This is a genomic window from Rhodococcus sp. NPDC003382 (genome assembly GCF_053589135.1).
In genome coordinates this window covers 1-22,017 of the sequence record NZ_JBSFRH010000051.1, presented here as the reverse complement: position 1 = coordinate 22,017, position 22,017 = coordinate 1, and the positions used below count along the sequence as shown (strand labels likewise).

Sequence of the window (22,017 nt, the reverse complement as noted above, 5' to 3'; positions counted from 1 at the left end):
GGTGCTCATACCAAGGGTGCAGTGCCCGATCAGGGAGATGTAGTGGACAGAAGCCGGATCTCCATTCCAGGATTTTGTGATGGAACACAAAACGACGGTCTTCGTTCCGCCCCAGGTAGGTGGGCGTCCGGCGGCGGAGGTGATACTCGGCGACCGGGAACTGCGCCGGACCGTGATCGCAGCGTTCGCAGAGACCAATCCTGTGCACCGCACTCGTCGGTCCGGCTCCTCGGTTCCCGATATCGAGTGGATCGTCGAGCTGAATCTGCGCCTGATCGCCCGCGTCATGGCGACCGGCGAACATACCCCGGCCGACCCGGATCTCGACACGCTCGCAGCATCGGCGGCTCGGCGTGCCGACGACGGCGCCACCCTCGAGTCCATCATCGCCGCCTACGTCCGCGGGTTCGGCGAGGTGTGGCAGCGGATGGCGCGGTCGGCCGGTCCGGCGGACCTGGAGGACCTGTCGGTCGCGACTGGGCTGCTGTTCACCCAACTCGACACCGTTCTCGGCGTGGTCGCGACCGGCTATGCGAACGAGCGCGCCCGGATGTCCATGCACGAACAGGACGCCAGATTCGCGCTCTTCCAGGCGATGATCTCGGGGACGGATGTCGAAGCCGCAGCCAGACGGGCCGGAATAGGGCTCGCTGCAAAGTATCTGGTTCTCAGTATCACGGGCAGTCCGCCGGCCGACGATGACGCGAGCGAGGCAGTATCGACGCGCCGGCGGGTCCACCGGCTCGAGCGCGTAGTCGACGGGATCGGGTCCGGATCCACGATCGCCGTGCTCGGCGAGGCGGGCGGGACCGCTCTCGTACCGTGGGACGACACCGGCGCGGACGAACCCGTCGATTTGGCCGTGCTCGGTGAGGAACTGTCGAACGCGTGGGGAGGGCCGGTCGTGGCTGGCGCGGAGCTCGCGCCCGTGCATCAGGTGCACGAGGCACTCGCGGTCGCCGAAGAACTCGTCCGAATCGCCCGCCGGACACGCCGAGCGCCGGGGTTGTATCAGCTTTCGGATCTGATGCTCGAGTACCAGCTGTCACGGCCCAGTCTCGCCCACCGCCGTCTGGCGTCGACTCTGGCTCCGATCATCGACAATCCGGAACTTATGGCCACACTCGGTGATTTTGTCGACTCCGGTTTCGATCGACGGGCGACTGCGCGTGCGCGCCACATACACCCGAACACCGTCGACTACCGCATCGGGCGGATTTCGGCCTTGTGTGGGGTGAACCTCGCGACGGCTGAGGGCAGGCAGTTGGTGGCGGCTGCGCTCACGGTTCAGACTCTGGCCGAACCGGGACCGGACGGGCGATAGGATCCGCGGTGGACAGGGGGCTTGCCGCGCCGGCCCGCGACGTGGTCGGCGACAAGACATATTCGTCGAATAGACCCGGGACACGGGAGTTCGCGGTGTCAATCGCATTCCGGTCGGGACTTGACCCACTGTCCGGTTCCGTCCGGGCCGGATCCGTCGGTACCGGCGCTATGTTCGTGTCCTGTCGAACCCGGGCCGGTCGAGGACGTGCTTCAGCGCGTGGAGGGCACCGGTGAGCTGCGGTACCGGCGGTCCGCCGAGGCAGAGCCGGACGCCTGCGTGCTCGGCCTCGGGGTCGACCGTGGTGGCAGCGGGTGGAGTGACGATGATGCCTGCGTGGGCGGCGCGGAGGGTGACCTCCTCTGCGGTGGCGCGCGGCAGGGGAAGCCAGAGGTGGAATCCACTGTGTGGGACGCGGGCTATGTGGCGGTCCAGGATGGTCACGGCGAGGTCGAGCCGTTCTTCGGCTTCGGCACGCAGGGCGAGACCGATGTGTCGGGCGGTGCCGTCGGTGATCCAGCGGCGTGCGACCTCGCACATCAGCGGGCTGAGTGCGAGCGAGGTGACCTGAAGGATGTCGGCGGCATCGGAGCTGCTTGCTTCCGGAGCGACGAGGACACCGATGCGTAGACCCGGGGTGAGGCTCTTTGAGAAGCCGTTGACATAAAAGGTCCGTTCCGGGGCGAGCTGGGCGATCGGCGAGATGTTCCTGGGACGGAACAGCGAGTAGACATCGTCTTCGATGATCGTGACGTCGTGCGCCCGGCAGACCTCGACGATCTTCCGGCGGCGTCGCGCATCCATGGTGGACCCGGTCGGATTGTGCAGGGTCGGAGTGACATACACCGTGCGGCGATGCTCGGGTCCTATCTGCGTGAGGGCAAAGTGAAGAGCATCGGGAAGCATGCCGTGCGCGTCCATCGCTACCGGCACGAGCGTCTGACCGGCCTGTCGCGCGGCGGCGATCGCACCGGGATAGGTGCTGGTTTCGGTGAGTATCACACCGCTTGGACCGGCCGCGGCGGTGAGTGCGACCGAGACAGCGTGCTGGGCGCCGTGGGTGAGCAGCACTCGCTCCGGTGGTGTGTCGAGGCCTTGATCGTGCAGCCAGGCCGTGATCGCGGCCCGGTGGTGCAGACTTCCGGCTGGGTCCGGATATCGGGCGAACGCTTCCGCGTCGAGGGTCCCGGCCAGGGCGGTGAGCGTATCGGCGAGCAGTCTGTCGCCCAGCAACGGTGGCGGCACGTTGACGGACAGGTCGACGATGTCCCGCGACTGTCGTTGGATCCCGGCAACGAATGTTCCGCGTCCGTGGACCCCGCGCACCAGCCCCCGACGCTCCAGTTCGGAGTATGCCTTGGTCACGGTGCCGATGCCGATGCCGAGACGGCCCGCGAGGTCGCGGTGCGCGGGTAACCGTGCGCCTACCCCGACCACTCCGCGGTCGATGTCCTCGGTCAATGCGGACACGAGCCGCTCGTGCACCGTGCCCGGGATCCCGGACAACCGGGGAGTCCAGGGCGACTGCTCACGCATACGCACCTCCTAAAGTGTCACATGACACTAAGCCCATCACCGCTAATAGTGTCACACTTTCGGCATGATGAAGTGTTTTGCCACGGACAGGTTCCGGCGATGAGCGCGGAGTTGTTGCTGCTGCCGCTGCTGCTGTACGCGTTCGTCACGTCGATCACGCCGGGGCCGAACAACGTGATGCTGCTGGCTTCGGGGATCAACTACGGGTTCGTCCGTTCGATCCCGCACATGCTGGGCATCAGCGTCGGCTTCGGGGTGATGGTGTTCGCTGTGGGTCTCGGCCTAGGACAGGTGTTCACGACCTTCCCTCACACCTACACGGTGTTGCGAGTCGTGGGTGCTGCGTATCTGCTGTGGTTGGCGTGGCGTATCGCCACGGCCGCCGGCACACAGACCGACGCAACGACGCGGCGGCCCATGAGTTTCCTGGCTGCAGCGGCGTTCCAGTGGGTGAATCCGAAGGCGTGGGTGATGGCGATCGGAGCGATCACGAACTACACCCCCGCCGGCGCCGGGGCGGGCGTGATCGTGCTCCTCGCTGTGCTCTACGCCGCGGTCAACGGGCCCAGTGTCGCCGTGTGGGCAGCCTTCGGCACGACCCTGAGTGCCTGGCTCACCCGCCCCCGATACCTCCGTATGTTCAACATCATCATGGCTGCACTTCTCGCGGTTTCGCTGTATCCATTACTGACCGCCGAGCTCGCGTGAACCGGCGGCGGTTCGTCCAGGCCCACCGGGGCTGCCGAAACAGCCCTGGTGGGCCAGAGGCGCCGGAGAGATCGATATCGCTGTCCCACTGGGATTCTCGGGCAACCTTTCGCGAGTCGGCAACCCGCGCACTCAGAATCCCGGCGGGCGGCGGAACCCGCCGATCACCTCCGCAAGGCACTGCACGAACCGCACAGCGGTCCGGTCGTGCAAGTACGGTGCGATCACCTGGATGCCGACCGGAAGCCCGTCTCGGGTCGTCCCGACGGGCGCCACCGCCGCGGGCAGATGGTTGAGCGCCGAAGGTGCCATCCACGTGAGCATGTCGCGATACGGCCGGTCCGTGCCGTTGACGCTCAGGGTCCGGACCGACCAACCCGGATCGGGCCGATGGTCGTGTGGGAACGCGGCTGTGGGGCTGACCGGACACAGGAGCACGTCGACGTCACGGAAGAACTCGGCCCAACGGCGGCGGGAATGCTGGCGGCGCTCGTCGAGCATGTGCCAGTCGCGGAAACGGATCGTCAGGTCCGACGCGGATCCGCGGGCAGGTCCGTCCTTCGCGGCGAGTCCCACAAGTTCGGAATACGACTCGTCCGGTTCGATCAACCCACTCTGCGCCATCAGCAACGGCTGATAGAGAGCCATCGTTTCTTCGAGCCCGACCGGACCCGTCCTCGCGACCACGGCGGCGCCTTCGGACCGTATCGCGTCGACTGCCGCCTGCAGGATCGTGACCAGCTCGCCGTCGACCGGGCAGAAGGGATCGTCGAGCCATGCCGCGACCCGGAATCCCCGCAGCGTGTTCGACCTGGCAGGAGGCAATTCCAGGCGCCATCCCGGGGCTCGGTCGTGTTCCGCTCCTGCAAGGACATCCAGACCGAGGTCAAGATCGTCGGCATGCCTGCCGAGTGGACCGAGTACCGCCATGTCGAACTCCGCCAGCGTCCCGGGCGCATGGCCCGAGACACTCCCGTATCTCGGCACGGTCCCGTACGACGGGCGTAGCCCGTAGACACCGCAGAAATGAGCAGGCACCCGGATCGAACCGGCGGTGTCGCCGCCGAGTTCGAGGCCGGTCAGCCCTGCGGCGACAGCTGCCGCGGACCCGCCGGACGAACCGCCCGGCACGCGGGTCGGGTCCCACGGGTTGTTCGTGGTCCCGTAGATCTCGTTGTAGGTCTGCCAATCCCGGGCATCAGCCGGAAGATTGGACTTGCCGAAGACGATCGCTCCCGCGTTCCTGAGCCGCGCGACCGACTCGGCGTCACGCGTCGAGACATGGTGTCCCCACCGGGCCGAACCCCCGGTGGTTCGCATGCCCGCAACCTCGAGACTGTCCTTGATCGTCACCGGTACGCCGTGCAGGCGGCCGAGCGGCTCAGCGCGGGAGACCGCGCGGTCGGCCGCCGCTGCCGCAGCCCTGGCACCCTCCTCGTCCCGGGCGACGATAGCGTTCACCTCCGGATTGAGTCGGTCCACTCGGGCAAGGTAGTGGTCGAGCAGTTCGACGCTCGACACCTCCTTCGCTGCGATGGCGGCGGCGAGCTCGCCTGCGGAGCGGAAGGCCGGATCGGTCATGGAAACCTCCAGTAAGAGCCTGGCCCACGGCGGTGACGGGGCTGGATGAGCGATTCAGGATTGCCGCCGGAGCGGACCGGCCACCAGCGCGGCGTTCCGGCATGCGGTACACCCCATCGGACTCGGCTGCTCGTCTCGATCGAACGTGTGGTTCGCCGGTGGGGGAGGAGCGCGTAGAACGTGAGCGCCGGCCCGCCGATCGAGGTCCCGTCGGGCTCGGGACAGCGCCTCGCGCGGCGGGGCCGGTCGATAACCCGGATGCAGCTGTGATTCCCAGTTCCGCAGTTTCGGTGTGGCGACGACCGTTCGGTCTGTCGCCGCGTCTGCGGACGGCAGGCGAGACGGAGCTCTGCGGTCCGCCTTCTCTCGGAACGTATCCGGATGTGAACCGGGCCCTATTTCCGTTCGCGTACGGTGGTTCTCCAGTATTCGGGGTGAGCGCCGGATCGGAGACCGCGCCTCACCGTCGGGGTGTTTCTTCGAGTACGGAGCGGTGGAGGACGTAACCGCTGAACCACAGCGTCAAGGTCACGCAGAGTATGAGAAGGATGTCGAACAGGATCACCATCGGGACGCTCCGATCCGAAGTAGTTCTCCACATGGAGAGGGTTGCCCTACGATAAACTCTCCACATGGAGAAGTCCACGAGAGGGGTCCTGCTCGACGCGGGGTTGGAGCTGCTCGGCAGGGTCGGGTTCCGCGGATGGTCGATGCGTGGAGTGGAAGACGAGGCGGGTGTCCCGCACGGCACTGCGCGGCACCACTTTACGAACCAGCGTGGATTGGTTCTGGCGATGGTTCGTCACCTACTCGAGGGAGACCTACCGGCCGCCGGTGAATCCCTGGACCAGCAGTTCGCGCGGTGGCTCGATGCGGAGGCGGGGCGCACCCGGGCCCGCTACGAACTCATCGTCGCCTCGTTCCACGACGCAGAGCTCGCCGCGGAACTGGTTCACGGCCGGGATCTCCTCGTTGCTGTTCTGCGAGAGCGCGGGGCGACGCTCGTCGACGCCGCCCAGCTGGTCTCCGCGCTCGACGGAATACTGCTCGACGCGCTGCTTCGACGTCTTCCCCCCGAATCTGTAGAGCCGCAACGAATCATCGAACGGCTCATGCAATGATAGGGTCCGTGACGGCGGCGCTGTTCGCAGAGTGCGACGCAGCCGATCGTTTGTCTCGGCGCACCGATCCTTGTGCGTGTCGAATCGAAAGACGGCCACAGTCAATACGAATGGGCTTGCATCGTTTCGATGGGCAGGCGGTACAGGGCGGTGGCGGACAGACCAATTCCTGAACGCTATTGCCCCGCACGTGATAGGCGAGCACCCAAGCATGACGCCACCGCCGCTACCCTCTGCGGGGCTCTCTGCCCCTTCACCACCTCCGAGGTCAGGAACACATCATGCTGAGTACGATGAGCGATCTGCCGCTGTCGATTTCCCAACTGCTCACCTACGGCAGTACGGTGCACGCCAACGCAGAAGTAGTGACATGGACCGAAGCCGGTCCCCGCCGGCGCACTTACGCGGAGGTGGGCACACGGTGTGCCGCCCTTGCACACGCGCTCCGCGGACTCGGCATCGACAGCGACCAGCGTGTAGCGACGTTCATGTGGAACAACGCCGAGCACCTGGAAGCGTACCTGGCGGTACCAGCGATGGGAGCGGTCCTGCACCCGCTCAACATTCGTCTGTTCCCCCAACAACTTGTGCATATCATCAACCACGCCGAGGACCGGGTGATCCTTGTAGACGGGACACTTCTTTCCCTTTTGAGTCCGCTGCTTCCACGATTGAAGACCGTCGAGCATGTCATCGTTACCGGCGAGATTCCTCCCGACTTCGTGACACCCGACGAAATTCGTGTCCACTCCTATGAGGATCTGCTGGTCGGACAGCCAACCGATTTCCGCTGGCCGCAGCAGGACGAGCGTACGGCGGCTGCAATGTGCTATACCTCCGGAACGACCGGTGACCCGAAGGGGGTGGCGTACTCGCATCGCTCGATCTGGCTTCACTCGATGCAGGTATGCATGAGCGACGCGGCGAATCTGCGGCAAGGCGACCGTGCATTGGTAATCGTGCCCCAGTTCCATGTCCTCGCCTGGGGACTGCCGTATGCAGCGTTCATGATCGGGACCTCGTTGGTCATGCCGGATCGATTTCTGCAGCCGGCGCCACTGGCGGAGTTGATTGCCGCAGAGCAGCCCACGTTCGCTGCCGCCGTTCCCACCATCTGGCAGGGTCTGCATCAGTACCTTGAACAGCACCCGCAGGACATCTCGATGATGCGGGAAGTGCTCATCGGTGGCGCTGCCGTCCCCCCCGGCGTTGCTGCACGCTTTCGAAGACGATCATCGTGTGTCGGTTCTGCACGCATGGGGTATGACCGAAACATCCCCCCTGGGCTCGGTGGCGCGGCCCCCGGCTGGAATCAGCCGGGGGGAGCAGTGGCCGTACCGCTACAGTCAGGGGCGCTTCCCGGCCTCCGTGCAGGCGCGGCTGGTCGACGATCAAGGCAGAGTCCTTCCGCATGACGGAGTGGCCGTTGGTGAGCTACAGGTACGCGGCCCCTGGATCACCTCGTCCTACCTCGGGGACGACGCCACGGACAAATTCGACGACGGATGGCTGTGTACCGGCGACGTGGGGTCCATTACTGCGGACGGCTATCTGAACCTGTCCGACCGCACCAAGGACATGATCAAGTCCGGCGGCGAATGGATCTCTTCGGTCGAGTTGGAGAACGCGGTCATGGCTCACCCTGCGGTGGTCGAGGCGGCCGTCATCGGTATTCCGGACGCGAAGTGGGATGAACGCCCGCTGGTGGCTGTGGTACTGCGGGAAGAGAGCGCAGCCACCGTGGCCGACCTGCAGCAGTACCTGGTAGACAAGGTCGCCAAGTGGCAACTGCCCGAGAACTGGGCGGTGGTCGAAGAGGTGCCCAAGACCAGCGTGGGCAAGTTCGACAAGAAGCGGTTGCGCGCGGATTACCACGAAGGCGGCCTTACTGTCAGTCGGCTCTGATCGGTCACCCGAACACCCGTCGATGCGGCCGACCGCCTGGTCGGCCGCGTCGGTCGGTGGCAATTGTGCAACGCGTTTCGTACATCGCTTTCTCGTCCCGAGGGATCGAGCTCGATTCCCATCGCACGCGTTTTCGCGCGTGCTCCGTCCGATCAGTGACGAGTGAGACCGGCAGGTCGACCCGGAATGCCGATTCCCAGCCGACGAACCCTCCTTCTCGACTTCGACAACGAAACCACCCGGGCACGTGCCGACCGGAATGTGCGACTCACCAGATCGTGTCCTGCGGAACAAGATTGAACATCAGTGGCAGCGTCGACTGCCGCAGACTACTCGTCCCAACACCGGACCGCTCACGGCCTGGCCTGCGGTGCTACTTCGGTGAACTTGTTGTCGCCTCAGCCGTGAGGCGATCGGATCTTGATGAACCTCGCCTGTCAGGAGGCAACACTCGTGTACAAACTGCTTCTGCGCTTGATGTTTCTGCTGTCTCCGGAACGGGTACACCACCTTGCGTTTCGAGTGATGTGTGTAGTGACGGCATGGCGCCCGTTGCGGTCGTTGGTGGCACGCGTTCTCGGCACTTCCGACCCGGTCCTACGAACGCGTGCCTTCGGCATCGACTTCCCCGCCCCACTCGGCCTGGCGGCCGGATTCGACAAGAGCGCCACTGGTGTGAATGCCTGGGGCGCGATGGGATTCGGATACGCCGAGATCGGAACCGTCACCGCGCAGGCTCAGGCCGGTAACCCGAAACCGCGAGTGTTTCGCCTGTCCGCGGATCGTGCTCTGCTCAACCGGATGGGCTTCAACAACTACGGTGCCGAGCATGTCGCATCCGAGCTTCGCTGCCGCCACACATCGCTGCCGATCGGCGCGAACATCGGTAAGACAGGAGTCGTGCCACCAGAGGGTGCAGCCACCGACTACGCTACAAGCGCACGCCTGCTCGGGGAGGTAGCGGATTTCCTCGTCGTCAATGTCAGCTCACCGAACACTCCCGGACTACGTGACCTGCAGGCGGTGGAGTCGCTCCGGCCAATTCTCACGGCTGTCCTTGGCTGTGTGGACGTTCCGGTGCTGGTAAAGATCTCTCCCGACTTATCGGATGACGACGTCGATGCCGTCGCTGATCTCGCCGTCGAACTCGGCCTGGCGGGTATCGTCGCCACGAACTCGACAACCTCTCGGACTGGTTTGGTGACCCCCGCGGACCAGGCTGCAGCGCTGGGCGCGGGTGGCATCTCCGGCGCACCCATCGCGGACCGTTCCCTCGAAGTGTTGCGCCGCTTGCGCGCCCGCGTCGGTGACCAGCTAACCCTCGTCTCCGTCGGTGGGATCGAGACCGTCGACCAGGCATGGGAACGTATCCTCGCCGGAGCGTCTCTGATCCAAGCGTTCACAGGGTTCATCTACGGCGGACCGTTTTGGATGAAGCGTATCCACCATGGACTGGCCCGCAAAGTCCGCGAGGGTGGCTACATCTCGATCACAGAGGCAGTGGGGGCTGGGACACCTCCGGTAGAGATCTGCACGTGGCGCGGCACGTCGCAGTGACCTGCTCGACCGCACCGAAGACTGTCGGTGACGTGACCGCGTTGGCGATCTGCAACGATGGCCCGCTTGACCGGAGGTCACGGCATTGCGTAGGGCACACCGGGCTCAGTCCGGACACAGGACGTGAACGAATCCCGGATGGATTCATCGGGTACGTCTGCGAACCATGCGAAGAGTCGATCCGAGTCACAGTGATCGACCCACCGGCTCTCCAGTGCACGACCCGCGGGCGTTGCCGCCTCGTGGCCCTGAAGTCTTCACAGATTGCGCGATCACCGCATTGGGGTTTCGCCGAGGGCGGATCCGCTCACAGCAGCGCGGCATTGCCGACCGTCTCGTGGCGCTGAATGGTGATGGCATGTCAGAAAACACGATCGATCCCACTGCGGTGTTGGACCGCGATCTGAACCAGCGACTGTTCGCACAGCGGATGATCCTGCTCGGTGATGCGCTCGAACAGGCCAATACCAACCGCATCTGCACCGCCCTACTCGTGTTGGCCGCCGAGGACCCGGAGTCGGACATCGCCCTGGTAATCAACTCCCCGGGGGGTTCCGTCCCCGGGATGCTGGCCATTCGCGATTGCATGCGTGCCGTGCCCAATGACGTCACTACCGTGAACCTGGGCATGGCGTACAGCGCCGGCCAATTCCTCCTGTCCTCCGGAACCCGCGGCAAGCGAGTGTCTCTCTCACACGGGAAAGTGCTGCTGCATCAGGGTTCCGGTGGGGTGGGTGGCTCGGCCCCGGACGTGGCGATCCAGGCCGACGATATCCGCCACACCCGGGACACAGTTCTCGCCTGCATCGCAGAGGACACCGGCCGGTCCGTTGACCAGATCACGGAGGACTCGTTACGCGACCGGTGGTTCACCGCGGAGGAGGCACTCGAATACGGTTTCATCGACCGGATCGCAACCTCACTCGACGACCTGATCCCCCGTCGGCTCCCGCGGACCTTCGGCCTGGGGGTGGCGAAGTGAGCACCTACACGATCCCCTATGTCACGCTCTCGACCTCGAGCGGCGAACGCACCGTGGACATCTACAGTCGGTTGCTGGCCGAACGGATCGTCTATCTGGGCACCGCCGTCGATCAAGGCGTCGCGAACGCAATCATCGCGCAATTGCTCCATCTGGAGAGCGACAGCCCGGATCGTCCGATCTCCCTGTACATCAACTCGCCCGGAGGGGCCATCGCGTCGGTCCTGGCCGTGTACGACGCAATGCAGTTCGTGCGCGCACCGATCGAAACCACCTGCGTGGGCGAGGCGGTCGGCAGCGCGGCGCTGTTGTTGGCCGGCGGCACCCCCGGCCGACGGGCGATACTGCGCCATGGCCGGGTCGTGTTGCATCCGCCCATGACCGAGGGCGGTCGCGCGGCCATTCCGGATCTCGTGATCGAGGCCGAAGAGATCGAACGCGTGCGCAGGTTGCAGGAACAGATCCTCGCCGACCGTACCGGCCGCAACGCCGATCAGGTACGACGCGACATCGAACGACAGTTGGTTCTCACACCCGACGCGGCGATCGACTACGGCATCGTCGACACCGTCGTCGCCAATCGCTCGACACATTGACCGAGGCACCGATCGCAGTGCGCCGCCGACCGACTCACGTCGGTGACGCACTGCGAATCCGGTAAGCGCTCGGCGGTACGGAGTGTTCAGGCCGCCAGGCGCACCGGCGCTGACAATCGGAATTCTCTTTCCGAGTTTGACTGTGGCGCGGGGACGAGCCGATATGCCCGACAGGCAAGTCCCTCGACGCTTGTCCCCAAAGCCCCGGCGACAGCGTCGAGCACTTCCGACGAAGGGTCTTTGACCCCGCGCTCGACTTCTGAGAGATACTGGGGTGACACCCCGGCCCGCTCGGCAACGTCTGCCAAGCGCTCGGCACGATCGGTGCGAAGTTGCCGGATCTGCTCGCCGACCACTTCACGCCACAACCTGTTCGGACCCCCCCTTGCGTCGGGCGCCGGTTCGTTCAATCCCCCATCCGTTTCCGGGACCGACGAGGTCTCGGGGAGCGACAAGACTGCATGCGGCACAACGGTCAAGTCCGTACCCTCGGCCGGCACAGGCACTGTTTCTGCGAGTCGGACCTCGGCGTCTCGGTGGAAGAGACTCTGCACATACACGACGACCATGACTGCAGGCTACTCGCTCACGGGCAGTGGCAAGTGGTGCTAGGAGACCGAATCCCTCCGCGCGGTGTCCTGGTGTGAATTTCGTTGCGTGGCCCATGCGATGAGTTCGTCTGGGTTGAAACCGGTGATCGTCTGTCCTCGAAAACCGCTGGTTCGTTGCCGGTCGCGGTCCAGTTATGTCGAACGCAATGCTGCGGAGCGTGCCGAGGTGCTCGAATAGCTCGCCGAACTTGATCACCACAGCAGATTTCGAGCAGGTCAGATGGGTCTCGCCAGTGCAGACATGCCCCTGCGAAGGCGGTATCAGCGGTTCCTGCCCGAGCCGGTGGTCAATGCGGGCCGTCCTCATGTGTCCGAGTCCGTTGGCGCCCCACTCATTTCCGTGCCTGAGCGCTCTTGCGGCATACCCCTAGGGGGTATAGTGTCCTCGTTGTCAAAGATACCCCATAGGGGTATAGAGAAGGGGGAGAACCATGACCACGAACGAGTACCGGGTGATGGGCATGACCTGCACCCACTGCGAGATGTCGGTCCGTGAAGAAGTCGGTGAGATTCCCGGCATCGAGGACATCCAGGTCAGCGCGAAGACAGGCACTCTCGTCGTTACCGGCTCCGGCGAGATCGACGACGCGCAGGTCCTCGCAGCCGTGGAAGATGCCGGTTACTCGGCTGTGCGGGCTCGATGAGAGCGCGAATGCGACCCGCGCTGTACCGGGCCGGCCGGGTAGGCGCGTTCGGTCTCACCCACCTACCCGGGAACGGGCTGGACGAACGCACGCGCCGCGGTCGGATCACCGACTGATTCATTCGTAAGCAAGGAGATCAGACCATGCGGACTCCGATCAAGCTCGGCGGGTTCGTTGCCGCACTGGCCGCGGTACTCGGCATTTCGTTCGGTGTCGGCAACGCCGTCGGACCCCTCGGGCACGCAGACACGAACACACACCTCACAGAGGGTGGGATCATGACAAACTCCACCAACCAGCCCCCGTCTAGTCGTACGGAGACTGGGCACGTCAGCAAGGCAGGTGGCGACCTGCCTGGTGGCTTGATGGTTTCGCAGGACGGATACACCTTCGTGGCGGACGAGACCATCCTCGCGCAGGGTCGCACGACGTTGACCTTCCACATTCTCGACCCCGACGGGCTGCCGCTCACCAACTTCCAACCCACCCACGACACGGACCTGCACTTCTTCGCCGTGAGCCGCGATCTGAACCGCTTCAACCACCTGCACCCAGGGATGGACGACTCCGGCACGTGGAGTATCGACCTCGACCTCACTCCGGGAGCCTGGCGACTGCTGGCCGATTTCCGTCCGGTCGGGCAAGACACCATGACGCTCGGCAGCGACGTGTTCGTTGTCGGCGAATACCAGCCGCAGCCGTTACCACCAGCCGACGCCACAGCTACGGTCGACGACTACACGGTGACATTACGCAGCGGGCTTACTGCCGGCGAGTCCGGTGAACTGATCCTGACGGTCGCCCGTGGCGGCGAACCGATCACCGATCTCGAGCCCTATCTGGCTGCCTACGGACACCTGGTGGCGTTGCGCGCCGGTGACATGGCCTATCTGCACGTGCATCCCGAAGGAGAACCGGGCGACGGCACCACCGCAGCGGGACCGGAGATCGCCTTCCACGCCACCGCCCCGTCCGCCGGTGCCTACCGGCTGTTCCTGGACTTCAAACACGACGGTGTCGTCCGGACCGCGGCGTTCACCGTCCTCGCCGCAGCAAGCGAATCCAACTCAGCTGCAACCACAGACGAAGCCAACTCCGGGGCCCACGGCGATCACTCTCACAACTGATCCCCTCCGATCCCGGGGCAGCGCGCCCAGTCGGCGCTCACCAGAAAAGCACGAAAGGCAGAACAGTCCATGACTGCGCTCAACGACGTCACACCGTCGTCCGGCGGTGACCGCCAGGTCGAGCTCGCCATCGGCGGAATGACCTGTGCCTCATGCGCGAACCGCATCGAGCGCAAACTCAACAAACTCGATGGTGTGACCGCGACGGTCAACTATGCCACCGAAAAAGCGAAGGTCACCTATGTCGACGGCATCGATCGATCCGTTCTCGTCGAGGCGGTGGAGCAGGCCGGTTACACCGTGCAGCTGCCGCAACCGCCGAACTCCACCGATACAGCGAGCGGTGCACCAGCTGGCGTTCGGGACGAGGACGGCCCGGTTCGTGCACTGCGTACCCGGGTGATCGTCTCCGCGGTGCTCAGCGTCCCGGTGATCGCAATGGCGATGATCCCCGCCCTGCAGTTCACCTACTGGCAGTGGCTCTCACTCACCCTGGCGGCACCGGTGATCGTGTGGGCCGGTTACCCGTTCCACAAGGCAGCATGGACGAATCTTCGGCACAGCACCGCCACGATGGACACCCTGATCTCGATGGGCACCGGTGCCGCCCTGCTGTGGTCGCTCTACGCACTGTTTTTCGGTACCGCCGGAGAACCCGGGATGACACACCCATTCGAGTTCACGATCGCTCGCGGGAACGGTGCCGGCAACATCTACCTCGAGGTCGGTGCGGGTGTCGTCACGTTCATCCTGCTCGGCCGCTATTTCGAGGCCCGCTCCAAACGCCGTGCCGGGGCCGCACTCCGCGCGCTGCTCGAGCTCGGAGCCAAGGAGGTCTCGGTTCTGCATAACGGACGCGAGGAACGGATCAGCATCGACCGGCTGGCCGTCGGCGATCGTTTCATCGTCCGCCCCGGAGAGAAGATCGCCACCGACGGCAGGATCGTCGAGGGATCGTCCGCCGTCGACGCCTCGATGGTCACCGGCGAATCCGTCCCCGCCGAGGTGGTCCCAGGCGACGCCGTGGTCGGCGCCACCGTCAATGCGGGCGGACGCTTGGTGGTCGAAGCTACCCGCGTCGGTGCCGACACCCAGCTGGCACAGATGGCGCGAATGGTCGAAGACGCGCAGAACGGCAAGGCCCAGGCACAGCGGCTCGCCGATACAATCTCGGGCATCTTCGTCCCGATCGTGATCGCCCTGGCCGTCGCGACATTCGGGTTCTGGGCCGGCGCCGGTGGCTCCATTACCGCAGCATTCACCGCCGCTGTCGCGGTGCTGATCATCGCCTGCCCGTGTGCCCTGGGCCTGGCCACTCCGACCGCGCTGATGGTCGGCACCGGTCGCGGCGCGCAACTCGGCATCCTGATCAAGGGACCGGAAGTGCTCGAGACCACTCGGCGTATCGACACCGTGGTGCTCGACAAGACCGGCACGGTCACCAGCGGGCAGATGACGCTCCTCGACACGATCGTCGCCGACGGCGAGAACGAGCAGGAACTCCTCCGACTTGCCGGCGCTCTCGAAAATGCCTCGGAGCACCCGATCGCCCAAGCGATCGCCCAGGGTGCCACAGCGCGGGTTGGCACGCTGCCGGCGGTCGAGGATTTCGCCAACATCGAAGGACTCGGCGTGCAGGGCATCGTCGCAGACGGCGAGCACAGCCGCGCCGTGCTCGTCGGCCGCTCCCGTCTGCTCGCCGACTGGTCTCAGCACCTGTCCCCGAAACTGGAGTCCGCAATGACGGCCGCCGCAGAAAAGGGTCAGACCGCGGTAGCGGTCGGCTGGGACGGCAAGGCCCGCGGTGTCCTGGTGGTAGCCGACGCAATCAAACCGACCTCCGCAGACGCCATCGGGCAGTTGAAGGACCTGGGGTTGACCCCGGTACTGCTTACCGGCGACAACACCGCCGTGGCGCACGCGGTCGCCGCAGCGGTCGGAATCGACGCGCAGAACGTGATCGCCGAAGTGATGCCTGCCGACAAGGTTGCGGTGGTCACTCGATTCCAGCAGGAGGGCAAGAAGGTAGCCATGGTCGGCGACGGTGTCAACGATGCTGCCGCCCTGGCTCAGGCGGACCTCGGTCTGTCCATGGGCACCGGCACCGACGTAGCGATCGAAGCCTCCGACATCACCCTCGTGCGTGGCGATCTACGGGCAGCCGCTGACGCGATCCGGCTCTCGCGCCGCACATTGGGCACCATCAAGGGCAACCTGTTCTGGGCCTTCGCCTACAACGTCGGCGCGCTGCCGTTGGCGGCGGCCGGACTGCTCAATCCGATGTTGGCCGGGGCTGCGATGGCGTTCTCCTCGGTGTTCGTCGTTTCCAACAGTCTGCGGTTGCGCAACTTCAAGGCGGCCCAAACCCCTGCCCACGCCAGCGCCGGTGCACAGGTCCGGCGAGAGCCGGTCAACGCCTGAGCTGACCGACACTCGCGGCCGAGCGGTCGACCGCCAACCATTGGGGCCGGCCGACCACGACGCAGCATCCACAAGATCTGCCCGGCCGGCACCGACAGCATCCGGTACGTGCCAGGTGCGTTGTCCGGCCTCGGCGGACGAACCGCCCCGGGCGAGAACGCCCGGGGCACAACTCGAAAGGAAGGGAACATCATGTCCACCACGAACACCTACCACGTCTCCGGAATGAGCTGCGGCGGCTGCGCCCGAAAAGTCACCGGGCAGGTCGAGCAGATACCGGGCGTTACCGACGTCCACGTCGACCTCGCCACCGGTGGCATCGCCGTGACGAGCAACGATCCGATCGACGACAACACCGTCACGCAGGCGATCGAACGGGCCGGCTACCAGCTCGCCCGCTGACGCTCGCTTCCGGTCCTGCACGCGTACTCCCTGCTGCGGCCCGCCGGTCACCTCGGCGACCGGCGACCCGCAGCGCTCCATTCTCACCCATCCGCACCCAGAAGCGCTCTGCCGGCGCGAAGGATTCCTATGTCTCGTCTTCCCCAACTCACACCCGATACCGCGGTCGGTGCCTCTCGTGATCTGCTGGGCGACCTCGTCGCTCGGTACGGTCAGGTCGGCGCCATGGTCTCCACCATGGCGCACTCGCCAGCTGTTCTGGGCGGCTACCTGCAGCTGAGTCGAGCAATGAATCGGGCCAAACTCGATCGCAGGACCAGTGAGCGCATCTCGATCGCGATCCAGACCCAAGTGGGATGCCGACTGTGTCTCGACTCGCACATCGCGGCGGCCCGCGCTGTGGGCGTCGGCGGCAAGGAGATCGAACGCGCCCGCGCCGGCACCTCCGCCGATCCTGCGGCCGCGGCAATCATCGCACTCGCACTGCAGATCTACCGTGAACCGACCTCGATCACCGACGACCAGATCACCACCCTGCACAACCACCACTTCAGTGACCGCGAGATCGTCGACGTCGTGGGTATCGTCGCCCTCAACATCCTCACTGGCGCTTTCAATCTCGTCGCCGGTCTGCAATTAGGATGAACATGTCCACCATGACAACGACGCTGGCACGACTCACCCGACATCCCGCAACCCGAACAGTAGCTCGCTGTGCGGTGGGGTGTGCTCTGGCGATGGTCGGGTCCCGACTGGCGCGGCCACACCATCCCCGATCGACTTATCCCCCCGGCCCGTATGGCAAGGGATGCTCGTAAGGACACCGGCTATCAGGAGGACACCATGGCCACTGGCCACCCCTATTGGCGCGGCCCCTACTCCAGCCGAATGCCATGAACATATCGGGCATGGTTACATCAATTCCAAGGACTAATACCTCAAGCGGCTCAAGGGGATCGAGGGACAAGCCCGCGGATTGCAGAAGATGGTCGAGGATGAAAAGTACTGCATCGACATCCTCACCCAGGTCTCCGCCATGACGAAAGCTTTGCAGGCCGTGGCGATCGGGCTACTCGAAGACCACCTCGGTCACTGTGTCGTCGATGCTGTTGTCGCCGGTGGTCCGGAAGCAGAGGCGAAGATCAAAGAGGCAACGGACGCGATCGCTCGACTCGTCCGTTCCTGACCAGGATGGCAGCTCGGCACTCGCTGGCCGAGGTCGCGATAGTCCGGGCGTCGACGATGCCTGGAGGCAGGACATCGTGGGCGGCAATCTCATCGTGAGAGGACCAGTGTGGCGAGCGAAATGCAGGAACGCGCCGGAGCCCTCGCAAACGTTCGGTCGCTGGCGAAGCAGACTAGGATCACATCGGGAACCGGCCGCGCGCGTCGTTCGAGATTCGTCGAGGCGGCCCCGACGAAGCCATCCCTGCCGCGGCCCACAGTGCGACTCCCGCCGTCGCACGCGTCGACGCACCGTACACGTCCCATGGGGATTCTGCGGCGCCTGTCGATTCGGTCGCTACGGGCGACATCGACGTTCGCGGAAACCCGTTCTTCTGACGACTGGACACGATGCTCATCTGCACTGACGAGCGAAGGCGCAGCGATCTTCAGACTTGCTCTCACCCTCGGGGAATGGGACGCCCTTCCGGAGACCTTCTACAACACAGTGCCCGCCTCGTGAGAGCAAGCGATCCGATGGCTCGTCGAGTCATCTTGCAATGCACGGGACATCGGTTCCTGCGCACTATCGGCGGATGGTGAAACGGTACATCTCGTTCGGTGAGCCGATTTCGGTCGCACGTAACTCGCCACGGACACCGGCGTAGGCTCCGGTCCCTCCGGTGATGGTCATATCAAGATCCTTGCCACGCTCCCACAGCGCGGCCGCCGTGATCTGGCCACCAGCAAGCCGGTTGGAGATCACGCATTGCTGCGTGATCGTGGTGCCGGCGATGTCGACGGTCTGGCAATGCCCACCACCGTCGCCGGCCCTTCTTCCGTTCTCATCGACAAGGTCGTACGAGTACACGTACATGTCACCCAGCTTGGGCTCCGCCGCCGGGCCTGCATACTGGTCGTTTGCGACTTTCAAGTTGATTGATTCCGTCTGGACCTCGGAGTCGGGGGCCGCGACTGTTACGGACTCGGAGGTACCGGCGGGTTCATTCGAGCAGGCCGAAAAGAGCACGGTGACCCCCGCCAGGGTAGCCGCGCCCAGAGCAATAGAAGCCATCCGATCCATCGATTCCTCGATTCCGTTGGAGCTCAGGAAAAGCACTTCCTGTTTCGGGTGCGCCGGAATTGTTTCGTGCCGATGGCGTGCACTCCACAAGAGTGTTCCGGGAGCCGGAACGCTGTCGGTTTCCGCTCGGCAGGGATTGTCGCCCTCTCAGGCTTCGAGTCCATGTAGATCGGAGAGGCCCTCGGGATCCGGGCATGCGGCGCGCCGGCTGAGAGTCTCAGGTCCGGGTTGCTCGGCCGCATGAAGCCCGTCGCGATCGCCATCAGACTCGTATGGTGACCAGCGCGCATAGGGCGTTCGCGGCGGGGCTCAGCGGTCCGTGCGCTCGAGTTACCAGAGCGAGGCGGGCGGACACTCCCGGGGTGATCGGGACCGCACGGACACGCCCTTGGCCATCGTCCTCCGCGATCTCGGATACAGGCAGAATTGCAGTTCCGAACCCCCGATGTGCGAGTCGCGCCGCCACCTGCGGATCGCTGACTTCGAACGCTACGTGAGCTCGCAGGGCGGCCTCGGCGAGGCTCGCATCGAGAGCCGAACGGACACCCGTGCCGCGGGGCAGCGTGATCAGTGGGCGTCCGGCAAGCTCGTGAAGGCCGGCAGTGGGCTTGTCGGATAGTGGATCGGTGCAGGCTACAAGGGCAACGAGCGACTCCTCCCGGACGATGCGACAAGCGACACCCGGCGGCGAGCCGCCGCCCAGGCCGACGAAAGCCAGGTCCAGTCGTCCGGTGCGGACCTCCCTGAGGAGGGATTCCGACCCCTGTTCCGTCAGGGTTATCTCGATGTCCGGGTAGCGGACGTGAAAGTCCGATAGCAGCGCGATGAGGTCGAGCGCCGCTGAGGGCACCGAGCCGATACCGACGTGCCCACGGACCAGGCCTGCGACCGCATCTGCCGCATCGCGCGTCGCCGATGCGGCCGCGACTGCGGCGCGCGCGTAGGGCAGTACTGCGGTACCGACCTGGGTCAAGGTCACGCTCCGCCCCGATCGGTCCAGAAGGGCGTGCCCCAGTTCGCGTTCCAGTTGGCGAATCTGGGCGCTGACACCTGGTTGCGTGACGTGCAGTCGATCCGCTGCTCGGCTGAAATTCGCCTCGTCGACGACAGCCAGAAAGTACCGCAGTTGGCGCAGTTCCATAACTATTCATTCTAGCTTCCAGACGAACCAGCTCTTGGACGTATCACTGGGGTCGGGCCTAGGGTGGTCATCGACTTGCTGTCGAACGAAACTGATTGCAATTCAACCCCGTTGGTTCTTCCAGTACGTGCACACGCGGCGGTCATATTCCCCGAGCGAAAGGGCAACTCATGCGTCTCCCCAATCAGTTCTTGGTTTACGTCAGCGATGCCGCCTCGGCGGCAACGTTCTACGGCGAACTGTTCGGCATGCAAGCCGAAATGCTCAGCAGCCGCTACGCGATCTTTGATCTGGGCGGCGGCGTCGTTCTCGCACTCTGGGGGAGAAGGGGTCGGACGGCCGATACTTCCACTGGTCCAACCTTCGAGGTTGGGCTCCTGGTCGAAGGGGGAAGCCCGAAGATCCTCGAGATCTACGACGAATGGGTGGACAAAGGCGTCGAGATACTGGAGGAACCGTCCGAGGGTGTATTCGGAATGACCTTTACAGCCGCGGACCTGGATGGCAACCGACTGCGGGTAGCGCCGGTCGATCACTGAACATGGATTGCGGTGGCGGTGCACCACCACAGGAAACAACGCCTTGCACCGAATGTGTACTCCCGGGAGACATACCCAGGAGGTGAGTCCTTGCAGACGTATTGCGTCAGCATGATGCTGGCTTGTGGCTCTCCGTCGTCCTGACGATCGGGGACCAAGCGGGACGGCGCCGCGTTCGGTGGCCGTGCGTCTCACCGTTCGGTCGAGGTCGGCCGATTTGAAAGTCGCCGGGCCGAGACCTACCTTCAGGCCCCCGACCTCACCAGGCCGGCTGCTGTTGCGAGCCTCAGTGTTCCGGTCGTGAAGATCTTCGGTGATTGTGTCAGATCCACTTCGACGATCCTCACGAACGAATGGAGCTCGATCGTCGAACAGGACACCGTCAGGTCTTTTCCCCTCGTCACGCACCACGATCGATGCCGTGGCATGCCTGCAGATTGAGGAGGGACGGATGCCATGGCCGAATAGTTACGGAGTAGGTTCGGCCACAGAGGATACCGGTGGTGACTACTCCGCCGGATCCGAATTGCGTGTGAGGCCGATGTATCCCCACAATGCGAGAGCGACTACGGCAACGCCGGTGATGAACAGTGCGCGTTGGCATCAGTGGACATCCGGGTATCGGTAGCCCTCACGGGAATGCGGAGCAGCGGGGCAGCTACCTTATCCGCATGCTCAATCAGATCGAGACGGTAACTGTCACAGTTTCGGCGCACTGCGACGACTCGTATCGGACTGTTGAACGGTGCGCCCAGCAACAGTGGGCCGACATACTGGCTGGGCGCGGCGACCGGTGGACTGACGCCGGCCTCCACCTTGTCGACCGCCAACCTGACACCGACATTGTCAGTCATCTTGTGTACCGGTTCGAAGGAACAACCGTCGAGTATGCAAGTGGCTTCAGCTCGTAGAAGGCCACGCCTCCGCACAAGAGAACTTGTTGGACTGCTCTGCCGTTGCCCGGTCGACACCGAAGCAGTCCGGTGCCGGCTGCCGATCACCAGTGTCGAGCGAGGGGAACCGAGTCCTGATGCTCTCGATCTGCCGATGCAACTCGCCCAAGGTTTCCATCAGAGAGCGCCGGAGTCGTCCTTGGTCGGGACTGGCTACAGCTGCATGATGACTTGGGCGTTCGAGTGTGTGGAGCCGTTCACGGCGCGGACGCAGTGGTGGCTGACCACCTGCCACAGCTGTGGGGTGAGGGCGCATACCGCCTCGACTACATCGTGGGCAAGAACGCTGCCGGGATGGCCGGGCGAATGCATTTCGCGTCAGCATCGCGACAACGACAGCCGCCGGACCATCCCAAGCGGGCGGCAGCCGGTTTCAGTGGACGCGACTGCACCGGAACCGACCCCATTTGGGACAATTAGGCTGGTGTCAAGCTCACCCGGAGAAGTTCACTGGTGCGCCGGGAGGACCTCCGGTTCAGTCGTTACCTAACGAAATTAACTGTGCCACAAGAAGCTTCGTGCACCTGTGATGGCGCTCATTGATCCTGCTCAGTCCTGCTCACCGAAAGTGCTCACCCGTGTGGCTCCGCCGATGAGGGCGGGTCTCCTTCGATGCTGGTG

The 22,017-nt window shown here is 64.6% G+C and carries 17 protein-coding genes and 2 pseudogenes; 14 read left to right on the top strand and 5 right to left on the bottom strand.

Annotated features, from left to right (window positions below; genetic code table 11):
• The first annotated feature begins 79 nt into the window (after positions 1-79).
• Entirely contained in the window at positions 80-1,324 is a 1,245-nt protein-coding gene (locus ACWDUD_RS25760) for a PucR family transcriptional regulator (RefSeq protein ID WP_450111157.1), read from the top strand.
• A gap of 168 nt (positions 1,325-1,492) precedes the next feature.
• Here the strand turns inward: ACWDUD_RS25760 and ACWDUD_RS25755 are convergent, their stop codons facing one another.
• Entirely contained in the window at positions 1,493-2,860 is a 1,368-nt protein-coding gene (locus tag ACWDUD_RS25755; protein ID WP_450111156.1) for an aminotransferase-like domain-containing protein, read from the bottom strand.
• 99 nt (positions 2,861-2,959) lie between these two features.
• Here ACWDUD_RS25755 and ACWDUD_RS25750 point away from each other — a divergent pair, with 99 nt between their 5' ends.
• Positions 2,960-3,568 carry a LysE family translocator gene (locus ACWDUD_RS25750; RefSeq protein WP_450111155.1) on the top strand — a complete coding sequence of 203 codons (609 nt, stop codon included), beginning with the start codon at positions 2,960-2,962 and terminating at the stop codon, positions 3,566-3,568.
• A gap of 132 nt (positions 3,569-3,700) precedes the next feature.
• Here the strand turns inward: ACWDUD_RS25750 and ACWDUD_RS25745 are convergent, their stop codons facing one another.
• Positions 3,701-5,149: an amidase gene (locus ACWDUD_RS25745; protein ID WP_450111154.1), complete on the bottom strand. Its 1,449-nt coding sequence runs from the start codon at positions 5,147-5,149 to the stop codon at positions 3,701-3,703.
• Between the two features lie 632 nt (positions 5,150-5,781).
• Here ACWDUD_RS25745 and ACWDUD_RS25740 point away from each other — a divergent pair.
• From ACWDUD_RS25740 to ACWDUD_RS25720, 5 genes and pseudogenes are all read left to right on the top strand, one after another.
• Positions 5,782-6,270: a TetR/AcrR family transcriptional regulator gene (locus ACWDUD_RS25740; RefSeq protein WP_450111153.1), complete on the top strand. Its 489-nt coding sequence runs from the start codon at positions 5,782-5,784 to the stop codon at positions 6,268-6,270.
• Positions 6,271-6,551: 281 nt separating this feature from the next.
• Positions 6,552-8,175, top strand: a pseudogene (locus ACWDUD_RS25735) (long-chain fatty acid--CoA ligase).
• 453 nt (positions 8,176-8,628) lie between these two features.
• Complete coding sequence (locus tag ACWDUD_RS25730; RefSeq protein WP_450111152.1) at positions 8,629-9,732, top strand: quinone-dependent dihydroorotate dehydrogenase; 1,104 nt, start codon at positions 8,629-8,631, stop codon at positions 9,730-9,732.
• Positions 9,733-9,946: 214 nt separating this feature from the next.
• Positions 9,947-10,714, top strand: coding sequence for a ClpP family protease (locus ACWDUD_RS25725; protein WP_450111151.1), 768 nt, complete (start codon positions 9,947-9,949; stop codon positions 10,712-10,714).
• Positions 10,711-11,310: a ClpP family protease gene (locus tag ACWDUD_RS25720; protein WP_420749833.1), complete on the top strand. Its 600-nt coding sequence runs from the start codon at positions 10,711-10,713 to the stop codon at positions 11,308-11,310. Before ACWDUD_RS25725 ends, ACWDUD_RS25720 begins: the two co-directional genes overlap by 4 nt.
• An 86-nt stretch (positions 11,311-11,396) precedes the next feature.
• On the opposite strand, the gene ACWDUD_RS25715 is transcribed toward ACWDUD_RS25720, so the two are convergent.
• On the bottom strand, positions 11,397-11,879 hold the full coding sequence (locus ACWDUD_RS25715) for a helix-turn-helix domain-containing protein (RefSeq protein WP_450111150.1): 483 nt from the start codon (positions 11,877-11,879) through the stop codon (positions 11,397-11,399).
• Positions 11,880-12,352: 473 nt separating this feature from the next.
• On the opposite strand from ACWDUD_RS25715, the gene ACWDUD_RS25710 reads away from it, so the two are divergent.
• The 6 genes and pseudogenes from ACWDUD_RS25710 to ACWDUD_RS25685 all read left to right on the top strand — a co-directional run bounded on the left by ACWDUD_RS25710 (position 12,353) and on the right by ACWDUD_RS25685 (position 17,701).
• On the top strand, positions 12,353-12,565 hold the full coding sequence (locus ACWDUD_RS25710) for a heavy-metal-associated domain-containing protein (protein WP_450111149.1): 213 nt from the start codon (positions 12,353-12,355) through the stop codon (positions 12,563-12,565).
• Positions 12,566-12,930: 365 nt separating this feature from the next.
• A complete protein-coding gene (locus ACWDUD_RS25705; RefSeq protein ID WP_450111148.1) occupies positions 12,931-13,692 on the top strand; it encodes a hypothetical protein in 762 nt (253 codons plus the stop codon).
• Positions 13,693-13,761: 69 nt separating this feature from the next.
• Positions 13,762-16,113: a heavy metal translocating P-type ATPase gene (locus tag ACWDUD_RS25700; RefSeq protein ID WP_450111147.1), complete on the top strand. Its 2,352-nt coding sequence runs from the start codon at positions 13,762-13,764 to the stop codon at positions 16,111-16,113.
• A gap of 192 nt (positions 16,114-16,305) precedes the next feature.
• On the top strand, positions 16,306-16,515 hold the full coding sequence (locus ACWDUD_RS25695; RefSeq protein ID WP_450111146.1) for a heavy-metal-associated domain-containing protein: 210 nt from the start codon (positions 16,306-16,308) through the stop codon (positions 16,513-16,515).
• Between the two features lie 129 nt (positions 16,516-16,644).
• The gene (locus ACWDUD_RS25690; RefSeq protein ID WP_450111145.1) at positions 16,645-17,160 is read left to right on the top strand and encodes a carboxymuconolactone decarboxylase family protein; all 516 of its coding nucleotides are present in this window, start codon (positions 16,645-16,647) and stop codon (positions 17,158-17,160) included.
• Between the two features lie 198 nt (positions 17,161-17,358).
• Positions 17,359-17,701, top strand: a pseudogene (locus tag ACWDUD_RS25685) (metal-sensitive transcriptional regulator).
• A gap of 564 nt (positions 17,702-18,265) precedes the next feature.
• Here the strand turns inward: ACWDUD_RS25685 and ACWDUD_RS25680 are convergent.
• Positions 18,266-18,754: an allene oxide cyclase barrel-like domain-containing protein gene (locus ACWDUD_RS25680; protein ID WP_450111144.1), complete on the bottom strand. Its 489-nt coding sequence runs from the start codon at positions 18,752-18,754 to the stop codon at positions 18,266-18,268.
• A 271-nt stretch (positions 18,755-19,025) separates the two neighbouring features.
• Positions 19,026-19,904: a LysR family transcriptional regulator gene (locus ACWDUD_RS25675; protein ID WP_450111143.1), complete on the bottom strand. Its 879-nt coding sequence runs from the start codon at positions 19,902-19,904 to the stop codon at positions 19,026-19,028.
• A gap of 170 nt (positions 19,905-20,074) precedes the next feature.
• On the opposite strand from ACWDUD_RS25675, the gene ACWDUD_RS25670 reads away from it, so the two are divergent.
• Entirely contained in the window at positions 20,075-20,443 is a 369-nt protein-coding gene (locus tag ACWDUD_RS25670) for a VOC family protein (RefSeq protein WP_450111142.1), read from the top strand.
• Positions 20,444-22,017: the final 1,574 nt, after the last annotated feature.

Excerpts from the sequence above, each read along its gene's own strand:
- ACWDUD_RS25760 (WP_450111157.1), top strand. The coding sequence starts at position 80 with ATGGAACACAAAACGACGGTCTTCGTTCCGCCCCAGGTAGGTGGGCGT.
- ACWDUD_RS25675 (WP_450111143.1), bottom strand. The coding sequence starts at position 19,904 with ATGGAACTGCGCCAACTGCGGTACTTTCTGGCTGTCGTCGACGAGGCG.
- ACWDUD_RS25700 (WP_450111147.1), top strand. The coding sequence starts at position 13,762 with ATGACTGCGCTCAACGACGTCACACCGTCGTCCGGCGGTGACCGCCAG.
- ACWDUD_RS25670 (WP_450111142.1), top strand. The coding sequence starts at position 20,075 with ATGCGTCTCCCCAATCAGTTCTTGGTTTACGTCAGCGATGCCGCCTCG.
- ACWDUD_RS25710 (WP_450111149.1), top strand. The coding sequence starts at position 12,353 with ATGACCACGAACGAGTACCGGGTGATGGGCATGACCTGCACCCACTGC.
- ACWDUD_RS25695 (WP_450111146.1), top strand. The coding sequence starts at position 16,306 with ATGTCCACCACGAACACCTACCACGTCTCCGGAATGAGCTGCGGCGGC.
- ACWDUD_RS25705 (WP_450111148.1), top strand. The coding sequence starts at position 12,931 with ATGGTTTCGCAGGACGGATACACCTTCGTGGCGGACGAGACCATCCTC.
- ACWDUD_RS25750 (WP_450111155.1), top strand. The coding sequence starts at position 2,960 with ATGAGCGCGGAGTTGTTGCTGCTGCCGCTGCTGCTGTACGCGTTCGTC.
- ACWDUD_RS25680 (WP_450111144.1), bottom strand. The coding sequence starts at position 18,754 with ATGGCTTCTATTGCTCTGGGCGCGGCTACCCTGGCGGGGGTCACCGTG.
- ACWDUD_RS25755 (WP_450111156.1), bottom strand. The coding sequence starts at position 2,860 with ATGCGTGAGCAGTCGCCCTGGACTCCCCGGTTGTCCGGGATCCCGGGC.
- ACWDUD_RS25715 (WP_450111150.1), bottom strand. The coding sequence starts at position 11,879 with ATGGTCGTCGTGTATGTGCAGAGTCTCTTCCACCGAGACGCCGAGGTC.
- ACWDUD_RS25690 (WP_450111145.1), top strand. The coding sequence starts at position 16,645 with ATGTCTCGTCTTCCCCAACTCACACCCGATACCGCGGTCGGTGCCTCT.
- ACWDUD_RS25745 (WP_450111154.1), bottom strand. The coding sequence starts at position 5,149 with ATGACCGATCCGGCCTTCCGCTCCGCAGGCGAGCTCGCCGCCGCCATC.
- ACWDUD_RS25740 (WP_450111153.1), top strand. The coding sequence starts at position 5,782 with ATGGAGAAGTCCACGAGAGGGGTCCTGCTCGACGCGGGGTTGGAGCTG.